The sequence below is a fragment of the Secundilactobacillus sp. MJ173 genome (assembly GCF_059704265.1).
In genome coordinates this window covers 79,205-97,114 of record NZ_BAAKGN010000058.1, presented here as the reverse complement: position 1 = coordinate 97,114, position 17,910 = coordinate 79,205, and the positions used below count along the sequence as shown (strand labels likewise).

The window sequence follows — 17,910 nt, the reverse complement described above, 5'->3', positions numbered from 1 at the left end:
TTGTCGGAATACGTTTTTTTGCGTTAAATGGCCGGAATCTGTGTTGTGGCACAGGTTTAGACTAGATTAAAGTATCGAACAAAAACAAACTTTAAATTGTCTTTAAGTCAAGAAACCAAATGAAATTTTTATCAATATAGACTTATGTCACACTATTAGTTCTTCGAGATGATTTTAATATCAGTACCGTTTTCCTTAACAACCAAGTAGAGTACCTTATTATGCTCATCATCCATGTAGCCCAGATTGACAGCAGGATAGCCATCGACTTTTTCAATCCCTTGAAATCGGTCAATCATGGATTGTCTCAATAGTTTCATGGTTTCGCGGTGTTTCGATGCTTTTTTCACTGCAGCAGCAAGGGTAAAGCCATCCTTGATGAAGCCGCTGATCATGAATACTCGGATGAGCATGTCGTACGAATATTTCCGGTTCTGACCATTGACCTTTTCACTTTCGATGTAACCTTTTTGTTCCCAATACCTTAATTGACTCTGTGACACACCAGTTGCAGATGAAACATCACCGATGCCCAGGTGCCAGTTAACTTTCTGGCTAAAAGCTTTAAACGCGTCGTGTTCCTCAGTGTCCAAAAATGTCCCTCTTCTCATTAAATACTTATTGTAACGGTTTTCTTTCCTATTAGAATAGGATTCTAGTTGTTAGATTAATTAATAAGCTTATCTGATTTCATAATGACTAGTATATATAATCAAATAAATTTGTCAAGATAGTTGACAAATACCTTTCAAGTTATTATAGTAGTTGTCAGTCGTTTAAAAGTAAACACAAAAAGAAAAGAAGGTTTTAATTAGTGGGTAACGCAGTAGACGTAAAAGGGAAATCGTATAACAGAGGGTTATTGATCGTGATTTTACTGGTCGGTACTTTCTTTACGGTCCTTAATCAAACTATTTTATCTACAGCATTTCCGACCTTAATGAACGCGTTCAATGTTTCAACCGCGACCGTTCAGTGGTTAACTACCGGATTTATGCTGGTCAACGGGATTATGATCCCAATCAGTGCTTGGTTAAGTTCTCGTTTTAACACCAAGTGGCTGTACATTACAGCGATGACGCTGTTCTTTATTGGAACATTGGTTGCATATACTGCGCCAACTTCCAGCTTTGGTATTTTATTAGCTGGTCGTTTGATTCAAGGTGTTGGTGTTGGTGTGACCATGCCATTACTGCAAACAATCATGTTATCAGTCTTCCCGCCAGAACGTCGTGGGACAGCCATGGGCCTTGCCGGTATCGTTATCGGTGTGGCACCTGCCATTGGCCCAACACTTTCTGGGTGGGTCATTGATAGTTTCACCTGGCGTGATTTATTCGGAATGACTTTACCATTTTTAGCGTTAGTTATTATTGCTAGTCTATTCTGGATGCACCCAGTTTTGGAAACGAAAAAAGAGGGCATCGATGTGCTTTCAGTTATCCTGTCGACGATTGGGTTCGGTAGTGTTCTCTACGGTTTCTCATCAGTTGGTAACGATGGCTGGGGGAGCATGACGGTTATCGCTTCATTGATTATCGGTGTGATTTTCGTTGGCTTATTCGTTTGGCGTCAACTGAAGATGGACGATCCATTCTTGGAAATGCGGGTTTACCGTTCAAAGCCATTCATGATTTCGGCAATCTTGAGTTCAATCTCGATGATGGCCATGGTTGGTGTTGAAATGGTGATTCCTTTGTACCTGCAAATTGTCAAAGGTATGTCAGCCTTCCATTCAGGATTAACCCTGTTATTTGGTGCCGTTATGATGGCTATCATGAGTCCGATTACGGGACGTGCGGTTGACCGTTACGGTGCTAAACATCTGACCATTATGGGGATGTTGCTCTTAACGATCGGTTCAATTCCATTTATCTTCATTACTAAAGATACGCCAACTGCTTACATCGTCGTACTCTATGCCGTTCGGATGTTCGGTATTTCAATGGCAATGATGCCTGCGACTACTGTTGGTATGAATGCTTTACCTGTTCATTTGATCGGTCATGGGACTGCTGTGAACAACACCCAACGTCAAATTGCTAGTTCAGTGGGTACTGCTATCTTGATCAGTATTTTAACTAACGTGACGAAGGACAATGTTCCTGGTAAGCACCTGTTGAAGACTGATCCACTGGCATACAAGGATCAAGCAATCAATGCAACCTTAACGGGTTATCATGCTGCCTTCATTGCTGCCGCTGTCTTCTGTGTTCTGGCATTGATTACGGCCTTCTTCATGAAGAACCGTGGGAGTGCTAGTGATTACGTCGCTAAAGATGGGGGTGAAAGCAAATGATCTTAGTCGCACTTGGTTTATTCGCCGTTTTATCGTTTGTTTTCTTCATCTACATTGAAAACAGAACTGTGAGCGTCACGTTGACTGTTTTGGCGGTTCTTGGGTTAATCATTTCCGGTGGATTCGCCGTTAAAAACTGGAAAGATCACTTTGGCTTGGAACAATACACCACGACTACGACGAAGAATATCTATTCCGTAAGTCCTAACAAGTCGATGTCGATGATTCTTTACCAGCCAATTGGCTCAAAGAACAATCATCAAGTCTATATTTACAAGAACAGTGAAAAGGCTAAGAAGCCGGTTCATACTCAGGCTAATAGTGATACCAAGAATAAGTTAACTCGGATCAATGGTACGACTCAAATGACAACGACGGTTACCCGTTGGCGTTATAAGAGTGATGCTGCTAAATTCTGGTTCGCCTTTACGGGTGAAAATCACAAGTTCGTTAAACGGACAAACAAGATCGAAGTTAACAAGAACTGGCTTGTGCTCTCAGTTGCTCAGTCTAAAGCTCTTCAGAAACAAATGAAGAACAAGACCTACCAGGCACAATTACAGCAACAAGGTAAAGCCTTCGTGATGAAGGGGATGCAAGCTGCTATGATGAAGAACCCAACCATGTCTAAAGCTGATCAGGCTAAACTGCAAAAGCAATTGACAGGTGAGTTCCAAGCACAGGCTGTTCAAAAGTTGATCAAACAGGTTCAGAAGTAATATTAGCAAGTTGATATAAACTTGTTATATTGACTGTTTAAAACACTAATTAAAACAAAAGGACCACTTTTTCCATTGCGGGAAGAGTGGTCCTTTTTGTCGTTTGATGAGGTTTAGTAGTAGTTCATACCCCTAACTTTCTGAAATGACAGTATTTAGGTGGATTTGTTCCAGATTTTTTAAACGACCATTAAAAAAGCCAGTAAAAATTCTCATATAACGGGGTTAATTATCTAGTTAATTTTGCTAATGTAAGGGTGTGCAAAGCACAACGTTGTACTTGCTTAATTTCTTTAAAGTTTTGTGGAATTTATGGAGGAGGAATTATTATGGGAAGAGGTTCAAAAAATTTATCAAAGGGGAACCGGAAGTTAGCACTCATGCATGAGTCTGAGTCGTTACACTACCGGATGTATAAGGCTGGTCGAACCTGGCTTTTTGCTGGTATCGCCACCTTTTCATTAGGTGCTGTATTACTCGGGACACAAGTGCAGGCGGCTGCTGCGGAGGAACCAACAACGACGACTGCACCGGCAACACCGGCTGCGGATACAAGTGCACCAACAACAGGTGATACTGCTGGGGCTGCACAGGGTGCAAATACAGGAGCAGCCACGCAGAAACAATCTTCTGCCACACAGCAGCCAGCTGCCGATTCAGCTTATACAGCAAAAGCTGGTGACGTTACTAAGACGGGTACTACAGTAAAGCAGGAAACACCAACAATTGCTGACACTGCAACTACTAACCCAATTGACGCACCTGCGGGTTCACAGGCTTCTACTGATACGTCAAAAGGATTAGTTAACGTTAATTTATTTGGTAGTGGTAACACGGCACAAGCTGATAATAGTGCAACCGCACAATTAGGCGATGCTACAAAGGCTGCCGGACTTATTAATACTGCTAATGATACTCAAGTTCGTGGCGACGTAAATAACGGTGGTAAATACAGTACTGTTTATGATGGTGAGGGCAAAGCACCAGATTCAAACACGATTCCTAAACAGGATGGTACTGACAGTACAGATTTTGGCGCTGAAAATCTAAATGGTAACGATACTAAGAATGACCAGATGGACATGAATTTTGATAGTGTCTATCGTGATACTAAAGCTAAGTCAGGTACTGCTGATCAGATTAATGATCAGGATGCCATCAGTTCAGATCAACTTAATGTTGCTGCAGCAAAAACGGATCCGGCTAAGGCGACTAAGCGATACGCTGTTATTTACGCTAACGGTGCTGCACCTGCATTAGTTCAGGTTAACGCGCTTGGTGACACAACTAACGGTGCTTCAATTGCTGTTCCTGCCGACTTAGCTTCATCATTGAAGATTGGTCCGTGGAGAGTTATTGAACAAACCGATGTTGGTATTACTATTGAAAATGTTGATACCGACAATAAAGATGCTGGTACTCATGAACAATTCAGAATTGTTGATGCTGATTATGGTGTGAATGGCGATAAAAAAGCTGATTATACAGTTGGGACAACTATTAATAATGCGGCAGTTGAGACAATTTCACTAAACGCTAGTCAGATTACTGGTGGTGTTGTCAAGGCGGTTACAGATGCCATTTCGCAACTGAGTACTTGGGCTGGCGGAGCTGGTAACAGCTTGATTGGATTTGCGAGCGGAGGTGTTAGTGCCGTTACAGGTGCCGGTGGCCTAATTGGGTTGCATTCTGACAAATTCAAAGTCGTTTATGAAGCTTCCATCAAGAATTTACAGGCCGAAATCACTCAGCTAAATAACTATGGTAAGACACTGATGGCTGGCGGTATCGCAGCGACAGTTTTGGTACCTGTTACAAAGACTAGTCAAACTACCAATGTGCCAGATCCAACTTCAGCTGATCCTACTCATACGAAGTCTGTCACACAAACAGTTTATCAAGCTACCACTGCTGCTAATGTGGCACCAGTGATTGGCAATATGCTTAAGGATTATATCAATGGCTGGATTAACGGAATTAAGAATGGTATTGAAGGTGTATTTGCTGGTACTACTCCATTCAAGTATAACCCGGCTCTAGCTGTTAAAGATGACGGTACGCCTGATGCTGACTATGCAGCGGCTAAAGATTATGACGGTCAATCGCCAATGGACGCCTTAACTTCTGAAAACTCTGGACTTTCTGGTGGCCTAGCCAGCGGTGCCAAAACGGCGTTAGGTATTGCTGCTCAAGGCATTGCGGATCCAATCATTAAAGCTATTACAGATGCGGTTTCAAAAGTTACTGATGTTGGTGGAGACGCAATCGGTCAAGCTATTGGTGGTACGCTTGGTGGTTCTACAATTAATGCAGCATTCCCAGTTACCTTTACTGATCCAGATCTGAAAGCCGACGGTGCTGCTGCGGGTCAGTTCGTTGGTGAAACTTTCAATACCAACACCAATCTCTTTAAGCAAAGTATGGATTCTTCAACTACAATTGCTTATCAGAATGTTGATAAGACTCAGTTGAAGACTCAATTGGACGCAGTCAATGCTGGTACAGTGACTGGTGTTGATGATGCGGCCAAAACACGGGCTACTAATTTAATGACTAACCCTAACGCATCACAATATGATGTTGATCAGGCATTAGTTGCATTGAAGGGCAATGTTGCTGAAGACGCGACTACATTAGTTGGTACTTCAGGTTTAGCGGTATTAACTGGCGATAAGGCTTCTGAAAATACGTTAGACCAAGTTTTAACTGATAAAGCAGGTACTGCTTTAACTGTTGAGCCAAGTGATGCTACGCCATCAGATGCTGATAAAGCTGCTGTTGATGCTGCAAATGCTGCTGCTGCTAAACTTACAGCCAGTGATTTCCAGATTGCAGATTCAAGTAAGTCTTCCAGCACTTATACCTTAACCCAGGCTGGTTTGGATAAGATTCAAGCCGCATTGCCAGCGGGTTACACGATTAAGATGCCCGATAAGGCAGCAATTAATGCATATAATCCACAGGCATTATCTTACAAGGTACAACCTATCGATGAAGACACTAAGGCAGCAATTGGTACTTCATTCTCAGAAACTGGTGTTCCAGGAGATAAGATCAAGACTTCAGATTTGACGAACGTTACTGTTGATGGCTACACCATGGATTACACGGATGGTAGTGAGACCGTTCCTACCAAAGACGGCGATACAGTAAACATTCCATTTAAGAAGGATAAATCTGATGGTAGTGGCGACGGCAGTGGTACTCCTACGCAAACTGGTAACGCAACCTACACCCTAGATGCAATTGATGAATCTGGTAAAGTATTACCAAACTCAACTGTTGCTGATCAAAAGGGTAACGCTGGTGATCCAATTGATGCCTCAGGACTTAAAGCTTCTTACAATGATGCCAATGGCAAGACATGGTACAAGCCATCTGCTGACTCATTGTCTAGTTACTTTATCAAGGATGGTGCCACTATCAATGTTCTGTACACTGATAAGGACACAACCACACAACCAGGTGGCGACAACCAAGGCACTGGTAATCCTACTGAAGTTGGTAACGGTTCATTCGTCATCAACCCAGATGGCACCATTACCTTTACTGATAAGAACGGTAAGACCTTAACCATTGATCCAAGTAAGTTAGGTCAAAATGGTAAGGATGGTCAAGCTGGCGTAGATGGTGTAAATGGTTCAGGTCAACCAATCGTCATCAACATCTACAACGATGATAATAGTTCAGACGGCACTGGCTCAACTGGTACCGACACCACAGGCACCGGCTCGAACGGTTCAACCTTAGTCGTATTGCCAGGTCAATCAACTGGTACTAAAGTCACTAAGAACCCTGATGGCTCATTAACCTTCACGTTCCCAGATGGTTCAACACAAAACGTTAAACCAGGTGATTCAGCCACTAATCCTGCAGGTGGTAATGTTAAGGTCAACCCAGATGGCACGATTACCTTCACTAACCCTGATGGTTCAAGCTACACCATTGATCCTAACAACAAGACCACTGGTACTACCCAACCAGGTAGCATTATCACTAATGTCACATTACCAGGTAAGAATGGTTCTGATGGCAAGAATGCTCCTGATCAAACTTTCTTGATTGAAAAGGATCCAAATGGCGGTGTTGTACTTCACTTACCAGATGGCTCAACTCAAACTCTTGAACCAGGTAAGACTGTTACATTACCAGGTGGTGGTACTGTTGTCTTGAACCCTGATGGAACAGTAGAATTTACTGATCCAAATGGCAACAAGTCAACAATCAATCCTAGTGATGGTACTAAGACCTCAGATGGTCAAATTACTGTCAATAACGGTGGTACTGGACTACCAAGTGTTGAAGGTGACGGCAACGTTATCATTATCAACCCTAGCGACGGTACAGTTAACTACGGTACTGGTTCAACCACTAACACAACTACAAATGGTCTTCCATCTACGGATGTCACATTGCCTGCTGGAAAAGATGGTCAAAAGTACACCATCAACTACACAAAGAACCCTGATGGTACGGGTGTTCTCAAGACTCCTGATGGCAAGACAGCAACCGTTAAGCCTGGAGACAAGGGTGAATTACCAAACGGTGGCACTTACACTGTTCTTCCCGATGGTTCATTGAGTATTGCTAACCCAGATGGCACAACTCTAATCGTTAACCCAACTGGTGGTACTAACGGCACTAACGGCGGAAGCACAACTGGTAACGGAGCTGATACAGATGGTGATGGTATTCCAGATAGCTTCGAAACCAAGATTGGTACTAACACTGACAAGACTGATAGTGATAACGATGGCGACACCGACTTCCAAGAAGTTTTAAACCACACTAATCCATTGGATCCTGCTTCTAACTTGAAGTCATTGGAAAACGGCGGTAAGGATGCTTCTGCTGGTACATCAACTAGTACCACGACTACTACCACAACCATTAACAATGTGCCAGGTCAGGACGGCGGTGTCAAAGCAACTAAGAATCCTGATGGTTCAATTACCTTCACATTCCCAGATGGTACAACGCAAACTGTTAAGCCTGGTGAAGGTGCAACTAAGCCTGACGCAAATGGCGGTTTCTTCACTGTAAATCATGATGGCACTATCACCTTTAACGACGGTAAGGGTAACAGTTACACGATTGACCCTAACAAGGGCACGACCACTAACCCAGTTATTGTTAACGTTCCAGGTCAAGACGGTGGTACTCAAGCAACTAAGAATCCTGATGGTTCAATTACCTTCACATTCCCAGATGGCTCGGCTCAAAATGTTAAACCTGGTGATTCAACTAAACCTGATGCAAATGGGACAACCTTTAAGGTAAATCCTGACGGCACAATTACCGTTACTGATAAGGATGGCAACAGTTACACCTTTGATCCTAACAACGGTCAAGGGACACCAACCCAACCAGGTAGCAAGTCTACAGTCGTTGTTCTTCCTGGTAAAGATGGTGCAACTAGTGTTGTGACTGCTGAAAAGACACCAAATGGCGATGTTATTCTTCACTTACCAGATGGTTCTACCCAGACAGTTGAACCAGGTAAGAGTGGCACATTACCAGATGGGACTAAGTACACTTATAACCCAGATGGCACACTGACATTTACAACACCAGATGGTAAGAAGACCACTATTAATCCAGACAACGGTACAAGTGAGTTAACGACTTCTACCAGCACTAATACTACTACTACCAACAACAATGGCGGTACGACTAACAACACGACCAACAACTACTATGGTACAGATGGTCCTGCAAGTGCCACTATCAAGTTGCCAGCTGGCAAGGACGGCAATGCTTACACGATCACTTACACCAAGAATCCTGATGGTACTGCAACTATCACGACTCCTGATGGCAAGACAGAGACTGTTAAACCAGGCGCTACTGGTACCTTACCAAATGGCGGAACTTACACAGTGCTTCCTGATGGTTCATTAAGTATCACTAACCCAGATGGTACCACAACAGTTGTTAACCCAGGTGGTGGAACAAATGGCTCAACTACCAACAATGGTGGTTCGACTCCAACTGACACTAACAATGGCAACGGAACTGATACCGATGGTGACGGTGTTCCTGATGGCCTCGAAGGTAAATTAGGGACCAATGCAGATAACAAGGATACTGATGGTGATGGCGACACCGATTTGCAAGAATTGATGAACGGCACTAACCCTAAAGATCCGACATCTAACTTGGCATCATTGAAGAACGGCGGTTCAACTACCAACAACAATGGTGGCAACCCAATTACCATCAACATGCCAGGTCAAAACGGTGGGACTACTGCAGTCAAGAATCCTGATGGTTCAATCACCTTCACGTTCCCAGACGGCTCTACTCAAACTGTTAAACCAGGTGATAATGACACCAAGACTAATCCAGCTGGCGGTACCTTCAAGGTTAACCCAGATGGCACGGTTACCTTTACTGATAAGGATGGGAACAGCTACACTCTTGATCCTAACAAGAACAATGGTGCAACTACCCAACCAGGCAGCAAAGACACGGTTGTTGTCCTTCCTGGTAAGGACGGTACAACTTCAACTGTAACGGTTGAAAAGGGCACTGATGGAACAATCACCTTGCACTTGCCAGATGGCTCAACTAGAACTGTTAAACCAGGTGACTCAGGTACCTTGCCAGATGGCACTCAGTACAAAGTTAACGGCGATGGCACGATCACCTTTACTAACCCTAATGGTGGCTCATCAACCATTGATCCTAACAAGGGTGCTACAAACAACGGCGGTACCAACGGAACCAATGGTACGAACGGGACTAACGGAACCAATGGTACAAATGGTATCAATGGAACTAATGGTACGAACGGCACCAACGGAACCAATGGTGTTAACGGCTCGAACGGTACAGTCACAGTTTCTATCCCAGGTCAAACTGGCGGTACAACTGTCACTAAGAACCCTGACGGCTCATACACGATTACCTTCCCAGATGGCAGTCAAGATGTTGTTAAACCAGGTGATAATAGTACTAAGACTAATCCAGAAGGCGGCAGCTTCGTTGTTAACCCCGATGGTACAATCACCTTCACCGATAAGAACGGTAAGAACTACACCTTCGACCCAAGTAAGATTGGTGGACAACCAACTGCTGATGACAGTAAAGCAACTGTTGTGGTCATCCCTAGTCAGGACGGTAAGAACACGATTCTGACCGTTGAAAAGACGACTGGTGGTCAAACACTGCTTCACTTCCCAGATGGTTCTTCTACACCTGTTAAACCTGGTGATACTGGTAAAGTTCCTGGCACTGATACCACCTACAAGGTTAATGAAGATGGTACAATCACCTTCACTAACCCAGATGGTTCATCAACAACCATTGATCCTAATGCCGGTAAGACGAACGTTGTCAATGTAACGCCAAATGGTGGTAACGGCGATAACGGTGGTACGACAACTCCAGGCAACACTAACGGAGCTGGTACACCAATCACCATCAACTTGCCAGGTCAAAACGGTGCAACTACTGTCACTAAGAACCCTGATGGCTCATTCACCTTCAACTTCCCAGATGGCAGCAAGGAAACTGTTAAACCAGGTGACAACTCATCTAAGACTAACCCAGCAGGCGGCACCTTCGTGGTCAACCCTGATGGTACCATTACCTTCACTGGCAAAGATGGCAAGACTTACACCATTGACCCAAGCAAGATCGGTGGTCAACCAACCGACAGCGACTCAAAGAGCACTGTTGTGGTAATCCCTGGTCAAGACGGTAAAGATGGCACACCTGGTAAAGCGACAATCTTAACTGTTGAAAAGACACCAAACGGCGACACACTCATCCACTTCCCAGATGGCACGACTCAAACTGTTAAACCTGGCGATGGTGACAAGTTACCAAATGGCGGCTCATGGGTTGTAAATCCTGATGGTACGATTACCTTCACTAACCCAGATGGCAGCAAGACGACTATCAATCCTAATGATGGTACTAAGGGTCCTATCAACACTGATCCTAAGACTGGAACTAACGGCACCAATGGCACGAATGGTACCAACGGCACTAATGGTTCAACCGTAGTCTTTGTACCAAACAAGGATGGTAATGGCGGTACCATGGTTACTCTTACTAAGCAACCAAACGGTGATGTTACAGTTACTACTCCAGATGGCGGCAGTCAAACACTCAAACCTGGTGAAACTGGAACCTTACCAAACGGCGGTAAAGCAACTGTTAACCCAGATGGCTCCGTAACCATCACTAATCCTGATGGTTCACACTTCACGGTTGTTCCAAATGGTGGTAATGGTGGTACGACTAATAACACCACTAACAACACCACTAACAACATTACCAACAACTATGGTTCAGATGGTTCGACCAGCACCACGGTAACATTACCAGCTGGTAACGATGGTAAGGGTGGCGTTACGATCACTTACACCAAGAACCCAGATGGCTCAACTACCTTGACCACTCCAGACGGTGACAAGACAGTTAAACCAGGCGACACAGGGACCTTACCAAATGGCAGCCCATACGTTGTTAACCCTGATGGTTCATTGACGATCACTAACCCAGATGGCAGCAAGACGACCATCTTCCCTGGTGGTACGACTAACCTCGGTGGCGGTACAACCAACAACGGTGGTGTAACCAACAATTACTACTACGGTAATGGCACTGATGTTAACGGTAAATTGCCAGACGGTTCTAAGATGAACTTAACCAAGAACCCTGATGGTACGCTGACAATCACCTTCCCAGATGGTTCTAAACAAACTGTCACTGTTCCAAATAATGGTGAGACCGGTGACAAGGGTACTTTACCAAATGGTGATACTTGGACCGTTAACACAGATGGTACTGTTACGATTACCTCTAAAGATGGTAAGACTAAGACTATCTTGAACGTCAACCAAGACAAGACTCCTGATAATGGATCTGGTGAGAATCCGAACCAAGGTGGTAACCCAACTGGTCCTTCAACTGGTATCGATACAACGCCAACTACTGATCAAGGCACTGCCGTAACGACTCCAGGTAACGACAATGCTGGAAACAATGGTGGTAGCGATACTACTGGTACCTCAACTGGTGCTGGTGAAGGCACTGCTACTGAAGGCGCTGGCGACAACGGCGGCTTAGTAGCAGGCGGTGACAACGGTACTGCAGCTGGTACTGACGGTACTGCCACTGCAGGAAACGCTGAAGGCGGTACAGCAACTGCCCAAGGTACTTCTGCAGGTGCAGCAACAACTGCTACTAGTCAGGCTAACGGCAACAAGCAAGCTGCTGACAAGAGCGCATTACCTCAAACTGATGAAAATCAAGCACAGGGTGTTGCAGCACTTGGCTTCCTAGGCGTACTTGCTTCACTACTTGGCTTGGCAGGAGCAAAGAAACGTCGTAAAGACATTTAGTAACAAACAGTAGTTATCTTCCGTTTAAATTTCTCCCTCAAAATTTTAAACGATGAAGCCCCGCATACGCAGATGGCGTATGCGGGGCTTTTATGATTGATCCCGATTAAATGAGGTACATTCAAAAGGACACCACAACTCTAATCTAGAGTATTGCGGTGTCCTTTTGCGCTTAATTAAGAGCTTAATGCTTAAACGACTTAGCAACTTCTCGCATTGCTGCGATGCTCTTACTGATGACGGTGACTAAATCATCTACTGTTGACTGTGGCTGAGTGTTTAACCAGTCTGTGATTGTACCAATTAAGCCACTACATGCAAAGCCAACAGCAGCCCGATACTTTTCATTGGATGCATCGATATGCTCAGCATCTAAAACATAATAGATGAATAGTGCATTGATTTGCTTGAAAGCCTGAATATTTTCACCGCGATCAGTGAGCGCTTCAAATAATTGTTGATGATCAACGAAATATGCAACGATATTGGTCGCTATTGGTGTAAAATCGTTGTTTTCATCACGTGGATAGTATTTTTCAAATATACCTGTGAGCTGATTAACGGTATCAGCCACCACTGAATCATAGAGATCATAGACGTCCTTAAAATGAATATAGAAAGTTCCCCGACCAATATCACTTTCTCTAGTAAGTTCTGCAACGGTGATCTTGTCAATTGGATTATCGTGCAATAGTTTGACGAACACCTTTTTCAATTGACGTTGAGTCTTTAACGTTCGCCGATCTGGTTGATCACTCTTCTTAGAAACCACTTTTTGTCCCCCTCTAAGTTGAGTTATCATCCTATTTCCCCCTCGATGATTGGTGAACAATCTCATCAGATGTGTCTATTAATGAACTAATCTATTTAATTGAGTATTGTACACTAATCTTATCTACATTATATTATTTTTAAATAGAAAAACAACAATTATGTTGTGAGCGTTTTCTTGGATAAGCATTAAGTATTTATACACAGGTCTTGGGAGACACTGTGTAGGAGTGACTGCGGGGGTTACTAGGTTATCTAATGGGGGATAGGTTTATGGATTATTTAGCTTTTTTGGGGAAGAATGAACGCACTAAACTGGGAATTTTAGGGGTATTGGCTGAAAATGCGCGGCGAGATGTTGAGGTCAAACAGATCATCGACCAAGTATCGATAACACGTTATAAGTTCAACCAACTCATTGACGAATTAATTCAAGATTTAGGGAGTATTCAGCAAAAAGATTGTCAACTCACTGTCAAAGATAATCTTGTCGTTTGTGACGGTATTGATTATTCAATCTGTCAGCAGTTGCAACTTATCTACTTGAAACAATCACCGCGGTTTCAGGTGTTTGAATTTGAGTATCTTAATCAGCAGACTCAGTCACGCCAGAAGTTTCTGCTTGATCATTTTATGAGTCAGTCAAAGTACTATGCACTACGGACTCAAGTTGAAAATGTGCTGGATAATAAAGCGGTGACGCAAGCTCGGCCAATAGGTGGCAGTCTGCACCCAGAACTTGTCGAACGGGCCAAAATTTCTAATATTTATTATCATTTCTTTAACGGGATTGAAGACCCATTTCCTGAATTAGAGAGCGAGACTTCACGTTTTTGTAATTTCTTATGTATGACCTTTGGTATTTCACTGACACCTAGTGAACGGTTGAAATTGAAGATGTTTGTCCAGATTCAAGTTAAACGGTTGGCTGGTCGGCATTTTTTAAATATTCGTCATTTAGCAACGTTAGAACGGGATACACGACTGTCATTTTTAAAACATTATTACCTCGAAAACGTTTCTCATAGTGGGGAATCGGACATTGATTCTGAAATCTGTTACCTATTCTTATTTTTACGCAGTCAGCAAATTATGGCTTCCGTGCCGGTTAAATTCTGCCAGCAGTTGCAGCAGCAATATAATAATGGCAGCAAACACTTTGAACGCGTTTTAGCTGAAACGCTGGTGATCGATCAGGCCAAATTCACGGGTGAGGAGCAGCAAAAACTGCCCAGCATATCACCCAGTTAACAGTGTGGCTGATGATGTTTGACTACTTTGATTTCACCGAGGTTATTGCGTCTGATCAGTCCCATATGGCCATGGATTTTCCAGCACTCACCATTTTAGGCAAGCAACTGGTGGATGAGGCCATTAAGGTTTTTGATCTCCAGCTTTGTGACGAATGCCGTGCCAAGTTGCTCAAGTCCTACGTTAAAATTTTGATTGCGGATGTGCCTAGTGAATTAGCGCGGGATAACGTCACAATTTGCGTTGATTTTGTTCAAAGTATTGTGCCGATGGACTATTTCGCTAAATTATTGGTGGCTAATCTTGGCGCAGGCATTGTGCTGACCAATCAGTTGAGTAGCGATGTTGATGTGTTTCTCTCCGACATTTACGTGGCAAGCATTCATGATATTCCACAGGTAACGATGCTGGATCCGCTAAAGACATCGAGCTGGGAGAAATTACGGCAAACTATTGCGGGCGTGAAGCAAGCTAAGCTGGAAGATTTTTTGGCGGCAAGCTAATTAGTGTAAACCCTTGACTTATTTCAGTAAACTCGCTTTAATTAGAATTAAGAATTCAAATTGAATAAACATTGTGGTCTGGGGTGCTAGTGATAGCTGAGAGATACCCAAATAACCTGATGCAGTTCGTACTGCCGTAGGGAGCGCCATGTTAGTCGACAGACTACCAGTCCATTTGAGAACCATTCAAGTGGGCTTTTTTATTTGCTGAGCGACCAGTCACAGTGTTGGCTTGGAGGAAGAAACATGCAAGCAACAACGATTATCAAGAACGGGTTGATCGTCACGCCAACGGGTGTGGTGAACGGTGATTTAGCGATTAAAGACGGTAAAATTGCGGCCATTGGTGAGCTATCTGAAGATGCCGCGGAAGTGATTGACGCTCAAGGTCAACTGGTTTTACCGGGAATGGTGGATGCACACGTGCACATCAACGAACCGGGACGCAGTGACTGGGAAGATTACCATACTGGCAGCCAAGCGCTTGCGGCTGGCGGAACGACTAGTATGGTGGTGATGCCATTAAATGCGCTTCCGGCTCGGACAACCGCAGCTGAATTTACCCGTCATCGTGCCATCGCTGAGGGTAAATCTTACATTGATTTTGCATTGTATGGTGGCTTAGTACCCGGTAATCAAGCGGATATTGGACCGATGGCGGATGCTGGTGCAGCTGGCTTTAAAGCGTTTATGGCAACCACTGGCAGTGATGCGCCCGGTGATTTCCATAACGTGGATGATTATGATTTGTACCGGGGGATGCAGGCAATCGCTAAGACTGGTTTACGACTATCATTACATGCTGAAAATGCCGTTTTGACTGATCGGCTGGCTGAAGATAAGATTGCCCATCATCATACGAATATTCAAGCCTACATTGATTCACGACCGCCAATGGTGGAAGTGGAAGCAGTTAGACGGGCTTTGTATCTGGCTAAGCAAACTGGCTGTAAGTTACATTTCGTCCACCTGTCGACTGGTGAAGCTGTTCGGGAAGTTCAACGAGCACAAACAGAGGGGCAGAATGTGACTTGCGAAACCTGCGTGCATTATTTGGCGCTAAATACGACTGATTTTAAGCAAATTGGTCCCTTAGCGAAGTGTTCACCCGTGTTACGGACACCTGAGGTCCAGGCTGACTTATGGCGGGAAGTTCAAGCAGGCCACGTTAACGCGGTGACCTCGGACCATTCACCAGCACCCGCGGAGATGAAGGCGAACCCTAACAACAATATTTTCGAAGTCTGGGGTGGCATCAGTGGTGCGCAGAATAACTTAGATGTTTTTTACGATGTTGCGGTTAAATCAGGGCGCTTAAACTTGCAGCAGTTTGTCCAGCTAACCGCTGCGGGACCAGCTCAATTATTCGGCCTGAAAGATAAAGGGCAACTGAGAGTTGGCGCTGATGCAGATATTGCATTCTTAGATCCTAACCAAAGCTACACGTTACGACCAGAAGACCTGTATTATAAGAATCCAATTTCGGCTTACGTGGGCCGTCAGATTAATTGTCGAGTGACTAGAACGCTGTTGCGCGGTAAAACCATTTTTGAACTAGGGAAGGGTTTCGATGATCAGCCTACTGGGCAATTTTTGCATAATCATCACGTGACGGAGGGTGCGAAATGACACCACCAACTGCAGTTCAGCAACCGAGTCAGGCAGTAGCTGAAGACTTAAAACCCATTGCGGATGATCAGCGTAAAGTCGGCATCTTCGCGTACATGGCCATGTGGCTGGGCGATGGATTCAACATTGGTAACATTACACTAGGATCATCCCTCGTGGTGGCTGGTGTGGCAACCATGAATCTGCTGCAGACCATGGTGGCAGCTGGCATCGCAATCGCAATCATCACGTTGCTATTTACCGTGAATGATCGCTTTGGATACCGCACTGGTGCACCATACGTGATCCAGTTGCGACTGTCGTTCGGGGTCAAAGGTGCTAAAATTGCCAGTTTATTCCGTGGCATTCCCGCTATCGTGTGGTTCGGTTTTCAATCATGGACGGGCGCGTTGGCGCTTAACCAAATCGGGATGACACTGTTTGGTTTCACCGCCAATCATACATTTGCCTGTTTCTTGTTCCTACAGATGCTCCAAGTGGTCATGGCGTTATGGGGGTTCAGGTCCATTAAGTTAGTCACGGGATCGATTGCCACCGTGGTGATGATTGCCATGCTAGGTGTTTTCGTACTCTTAGTGACGCAACATCAGGCCGTGATTCAGCAGCGACTGGTTCAGCCATCAGGGACGTGGGGACTGCCATTTTTCGGTTTTATCGTGGCGTTTTTAGGTAATTACACGGCCATCTTTGAATCCGCAGCCGACTACTCCCGTGAACTAAAACCGAATCTCAGCGATCAGCGACGTGGTTTGCTTTACCTGATACCGATTGGGTTAGCATATGGTATGACCATTGTGACGGGGGCGATGCTGGCGGTGGTCACAGGCATTGCTAGCCCAGTAACGGCGATGGCACATTTACTGAATAATGGCTGGGTGACGGTGGTGATTTCATTCTTCATTGTGTTAGGCACGATTACCACCAACACGGTAGCCAACATCATGCCGCCGACTTACATGCTGACGTCATTGTTAAAAATGCCACAGCAGTTAGCCACCACGATTGTGGGTATTTTGGCGATAGCCACCTGTCCGTGGGTCTTAGTTCAGGACAGTTCAGCACAGGGCTTGGCGTTATTTATCCACTTATATTCGATTTTTCTCGGGCCAATGACGGCGATTATTTTGATTGAATACTATCTGCATCGGCATCAGCACGTTGACCTTTCAGCCTTATATGACGCCAGTAAGCAGCCTGCTTTTACGTGGCGTGCTCCCTTGGCGCTACTCCTCGGGGCGATATCGGCGGCCTTGATCATTAATTTATCGTGGTTCGTTGGGTTCTTCGTGGGTGGCCTGATTTATTGGAAATTAGGTGTCAGTAAAACAGTCCAAGGATAAAAAAAGCAGATTTCCTAAATTTAGGAAATCTGCTTTTTGGTT

Annotated in this window: 9 protein-coding genes and 1 riboswitch; of the genes, 7 read left to right on the top strand and 2 right to left on the bottom strand. The window is 44.5% G+C overall.

Annotated elements, in window-relative coordinates:
- Nucleotides 1–155 precede the first annotated feature (155 nt).
- On the bottom strand, nucleotides 156–593 hold the full coding sequence (locus tag AC6H04_RS08790; protein WP_497571306.1) for a MerR family transcriptional regulator: 438 nt from the start codon (nucleotides 591–593) through the stop codon (nucleotides 156–158).
- 221 nt (nucleotides 594–814) lie between these two features.
- Here AC6H04_RS08790 and AC6H04_RS08785 point away from each other — a divergent pair, with 221 nt between their 5' ends.
- From AC6H04_RS08785 to AC6H04_RS08775, 3 genes are all read left to right on the top strand, one after another.
- Nucleotides 815–2,299, top strand: coding sequence for an MDR family MFS transporter (locus AC6H04_RS08785; RefSeq protein WP_497571305.1), 1,485 nt, complete (start codon nucleotides 815–817; stop codon nucleotides 2,297–2,299).
- Entirely contained in the window at nucleotides 2,296–3,018 is a 723-nt protein-coding gene (locus AC6H04_RS08780) for a DUF4811 domain-containing protein (protein WP_497571304.1), read from the top strand. The genes AC6H04_RS08785 and AC6H04_RS08780 overlap by 4 nt, the downstream gene beginning before the upstream one ends.
- Nucleotides 3,019–3,347: 329 nt before the next feature.
- Nucleotides 3,348–12,374, top strand: coding sequence for a KxYKxGKxW signal peptide domain-containing protein (locus AC6H04_RS08775; protein ID WP_497571303.1), 9,027 nt, complete (start codon nucleotides 3,348–3,350; stop codon nucleotides 12,372–12,374).
- A 184-nt stretch (nucleotides 12,375–12,558) separates the two neighbouring features.
- Here the strand turns inward: AC6H04_RS08775 and AC6H04_RS08770 are convergent, their stop codons facing one another.
- Nucleotides 12,559–13,176 (bottom strand): TetR/AcrR family transcriptional regulator, encoded by a 618-nt coding sequence (locus tag AC6H04_RS08770; RefSeq protein WP_497571302.1) that lies wholly within the window; start codon nucleotides 13,174–13,176, stop codon nucleotides 12,559–12,561.
- Nucleotides 13,177–13,418: 242 nt separating this feature from the next.
- Here AC6H04_RS08770 and AC6H04_RS08765 point away from each other — a divergent pair, with 242 nt between their 5' ends.
- From AC6H04_RS08765 to AC6H04_RS08750, 4 genes are all read left to right on the top strand, one after another.
- A complete protein-coding gene (locus AC6H04_RS08765) occupies nucleotides 13,419–14,396 on the top strand; it encodes a hypothetical protein (RefSeq protein WP_497571301.1) in 978 nt (325 codons plus the stop codon).
- An 11-nt stretch (nucleotides 14,397–14,407) separates the two neighbouring features.
- Nucleotides 14,408–14,899, top strand: coding sequence for a hypothetical protein (locus AC6H04_RS08760; protein WP_497571300.1), 492 nt, complete (start codon nucleotides 14,408–14,410; stop codon nucleotides 14,897–14,899).
- 69 nt (nucleotides 14,900–14,968) lie between these two features.
- Nucleotides 14,969–15,060: riboswitch (TPP riboswitch) on the top strand.
- Nucleotides 15,061–15,145: 85 nt separating this feature from the next.
- A complete protein-coding gene (allB, locus tag AC6H04_RS08755) occupies nucleotides 15,146–16,528 on the top strand; it encodes an allantoinase AllB (RefSeq protein WP_497571299.1) in 1,383 nt (460 codons plus the stop codon).
- Entirely contained in the window at nucleotides 16,525–17,868 is a 1,344-nt protein-coding gene (locus AC6H04_RS08750; protein ID WP_497571298.1) for an NCS1 family transporter, read from the top strand. Before allB ends, AC6H04_RS08750 begins: the two co-directional genes overlap by 4 nt.
- Nucleotides 17,869–17,910: the final 42 nt, after the last annotated feature.

Excerpts from the sequence above, each read along its gene's own strand:
- AC6H04_RS08760 (WP_497571300.1), top strand. The coding sequence starts at position 14,408 with ATGATGTTTGACTACTTTGATTTCACCGAGGTTATTGCGTCTGATCAG.
- AC6H04_RS08780 (WP_497571304.1), top strand. The coding sequence starts at position 2,296 with ATGATCTTAGTCGCACTTGGTTTATTCGCCGTTTTATCGTTTGTTTTC.
- AC6H04_RS08775 (WP_497571303.1), top strand. The coding sequence starts at position 3,348 with ATGGGAAGAGGTTCAAAAAATTTATCAAAGGGGAACCGGAAGTTAGCA.
- allB (WP_497571299.1), top strand. The coding sequence starts at position 15,146 with ATGCAAGCAACAACGATTATCAAGAACGGGTTGATCGTCACGCCAACG.
- AC6H04_RS08770 (WP_497571302.1), bottom strand. The coding sequence starts at position 13,176 with ATGATAACTCAACTTAGAGGGGGACAAAAAGTGGTTTCTAAGAAGAGT.
- AC6H04_RS08750 (WP_497571298.1), top strand. The coding sequence starts at position 16,525 with ATGACACCACCAACTGCAGTTCAGCAACCGAGTCAGGCAGTAGCTGAA.
- AC6H04_RS08765 (WP_497571301.1), top strand. The coding sequence starts at position 13,419 with ATGGATTATTTAGCTTTTTTGGGGAAGAATGAACGCACTAAACTGGGA.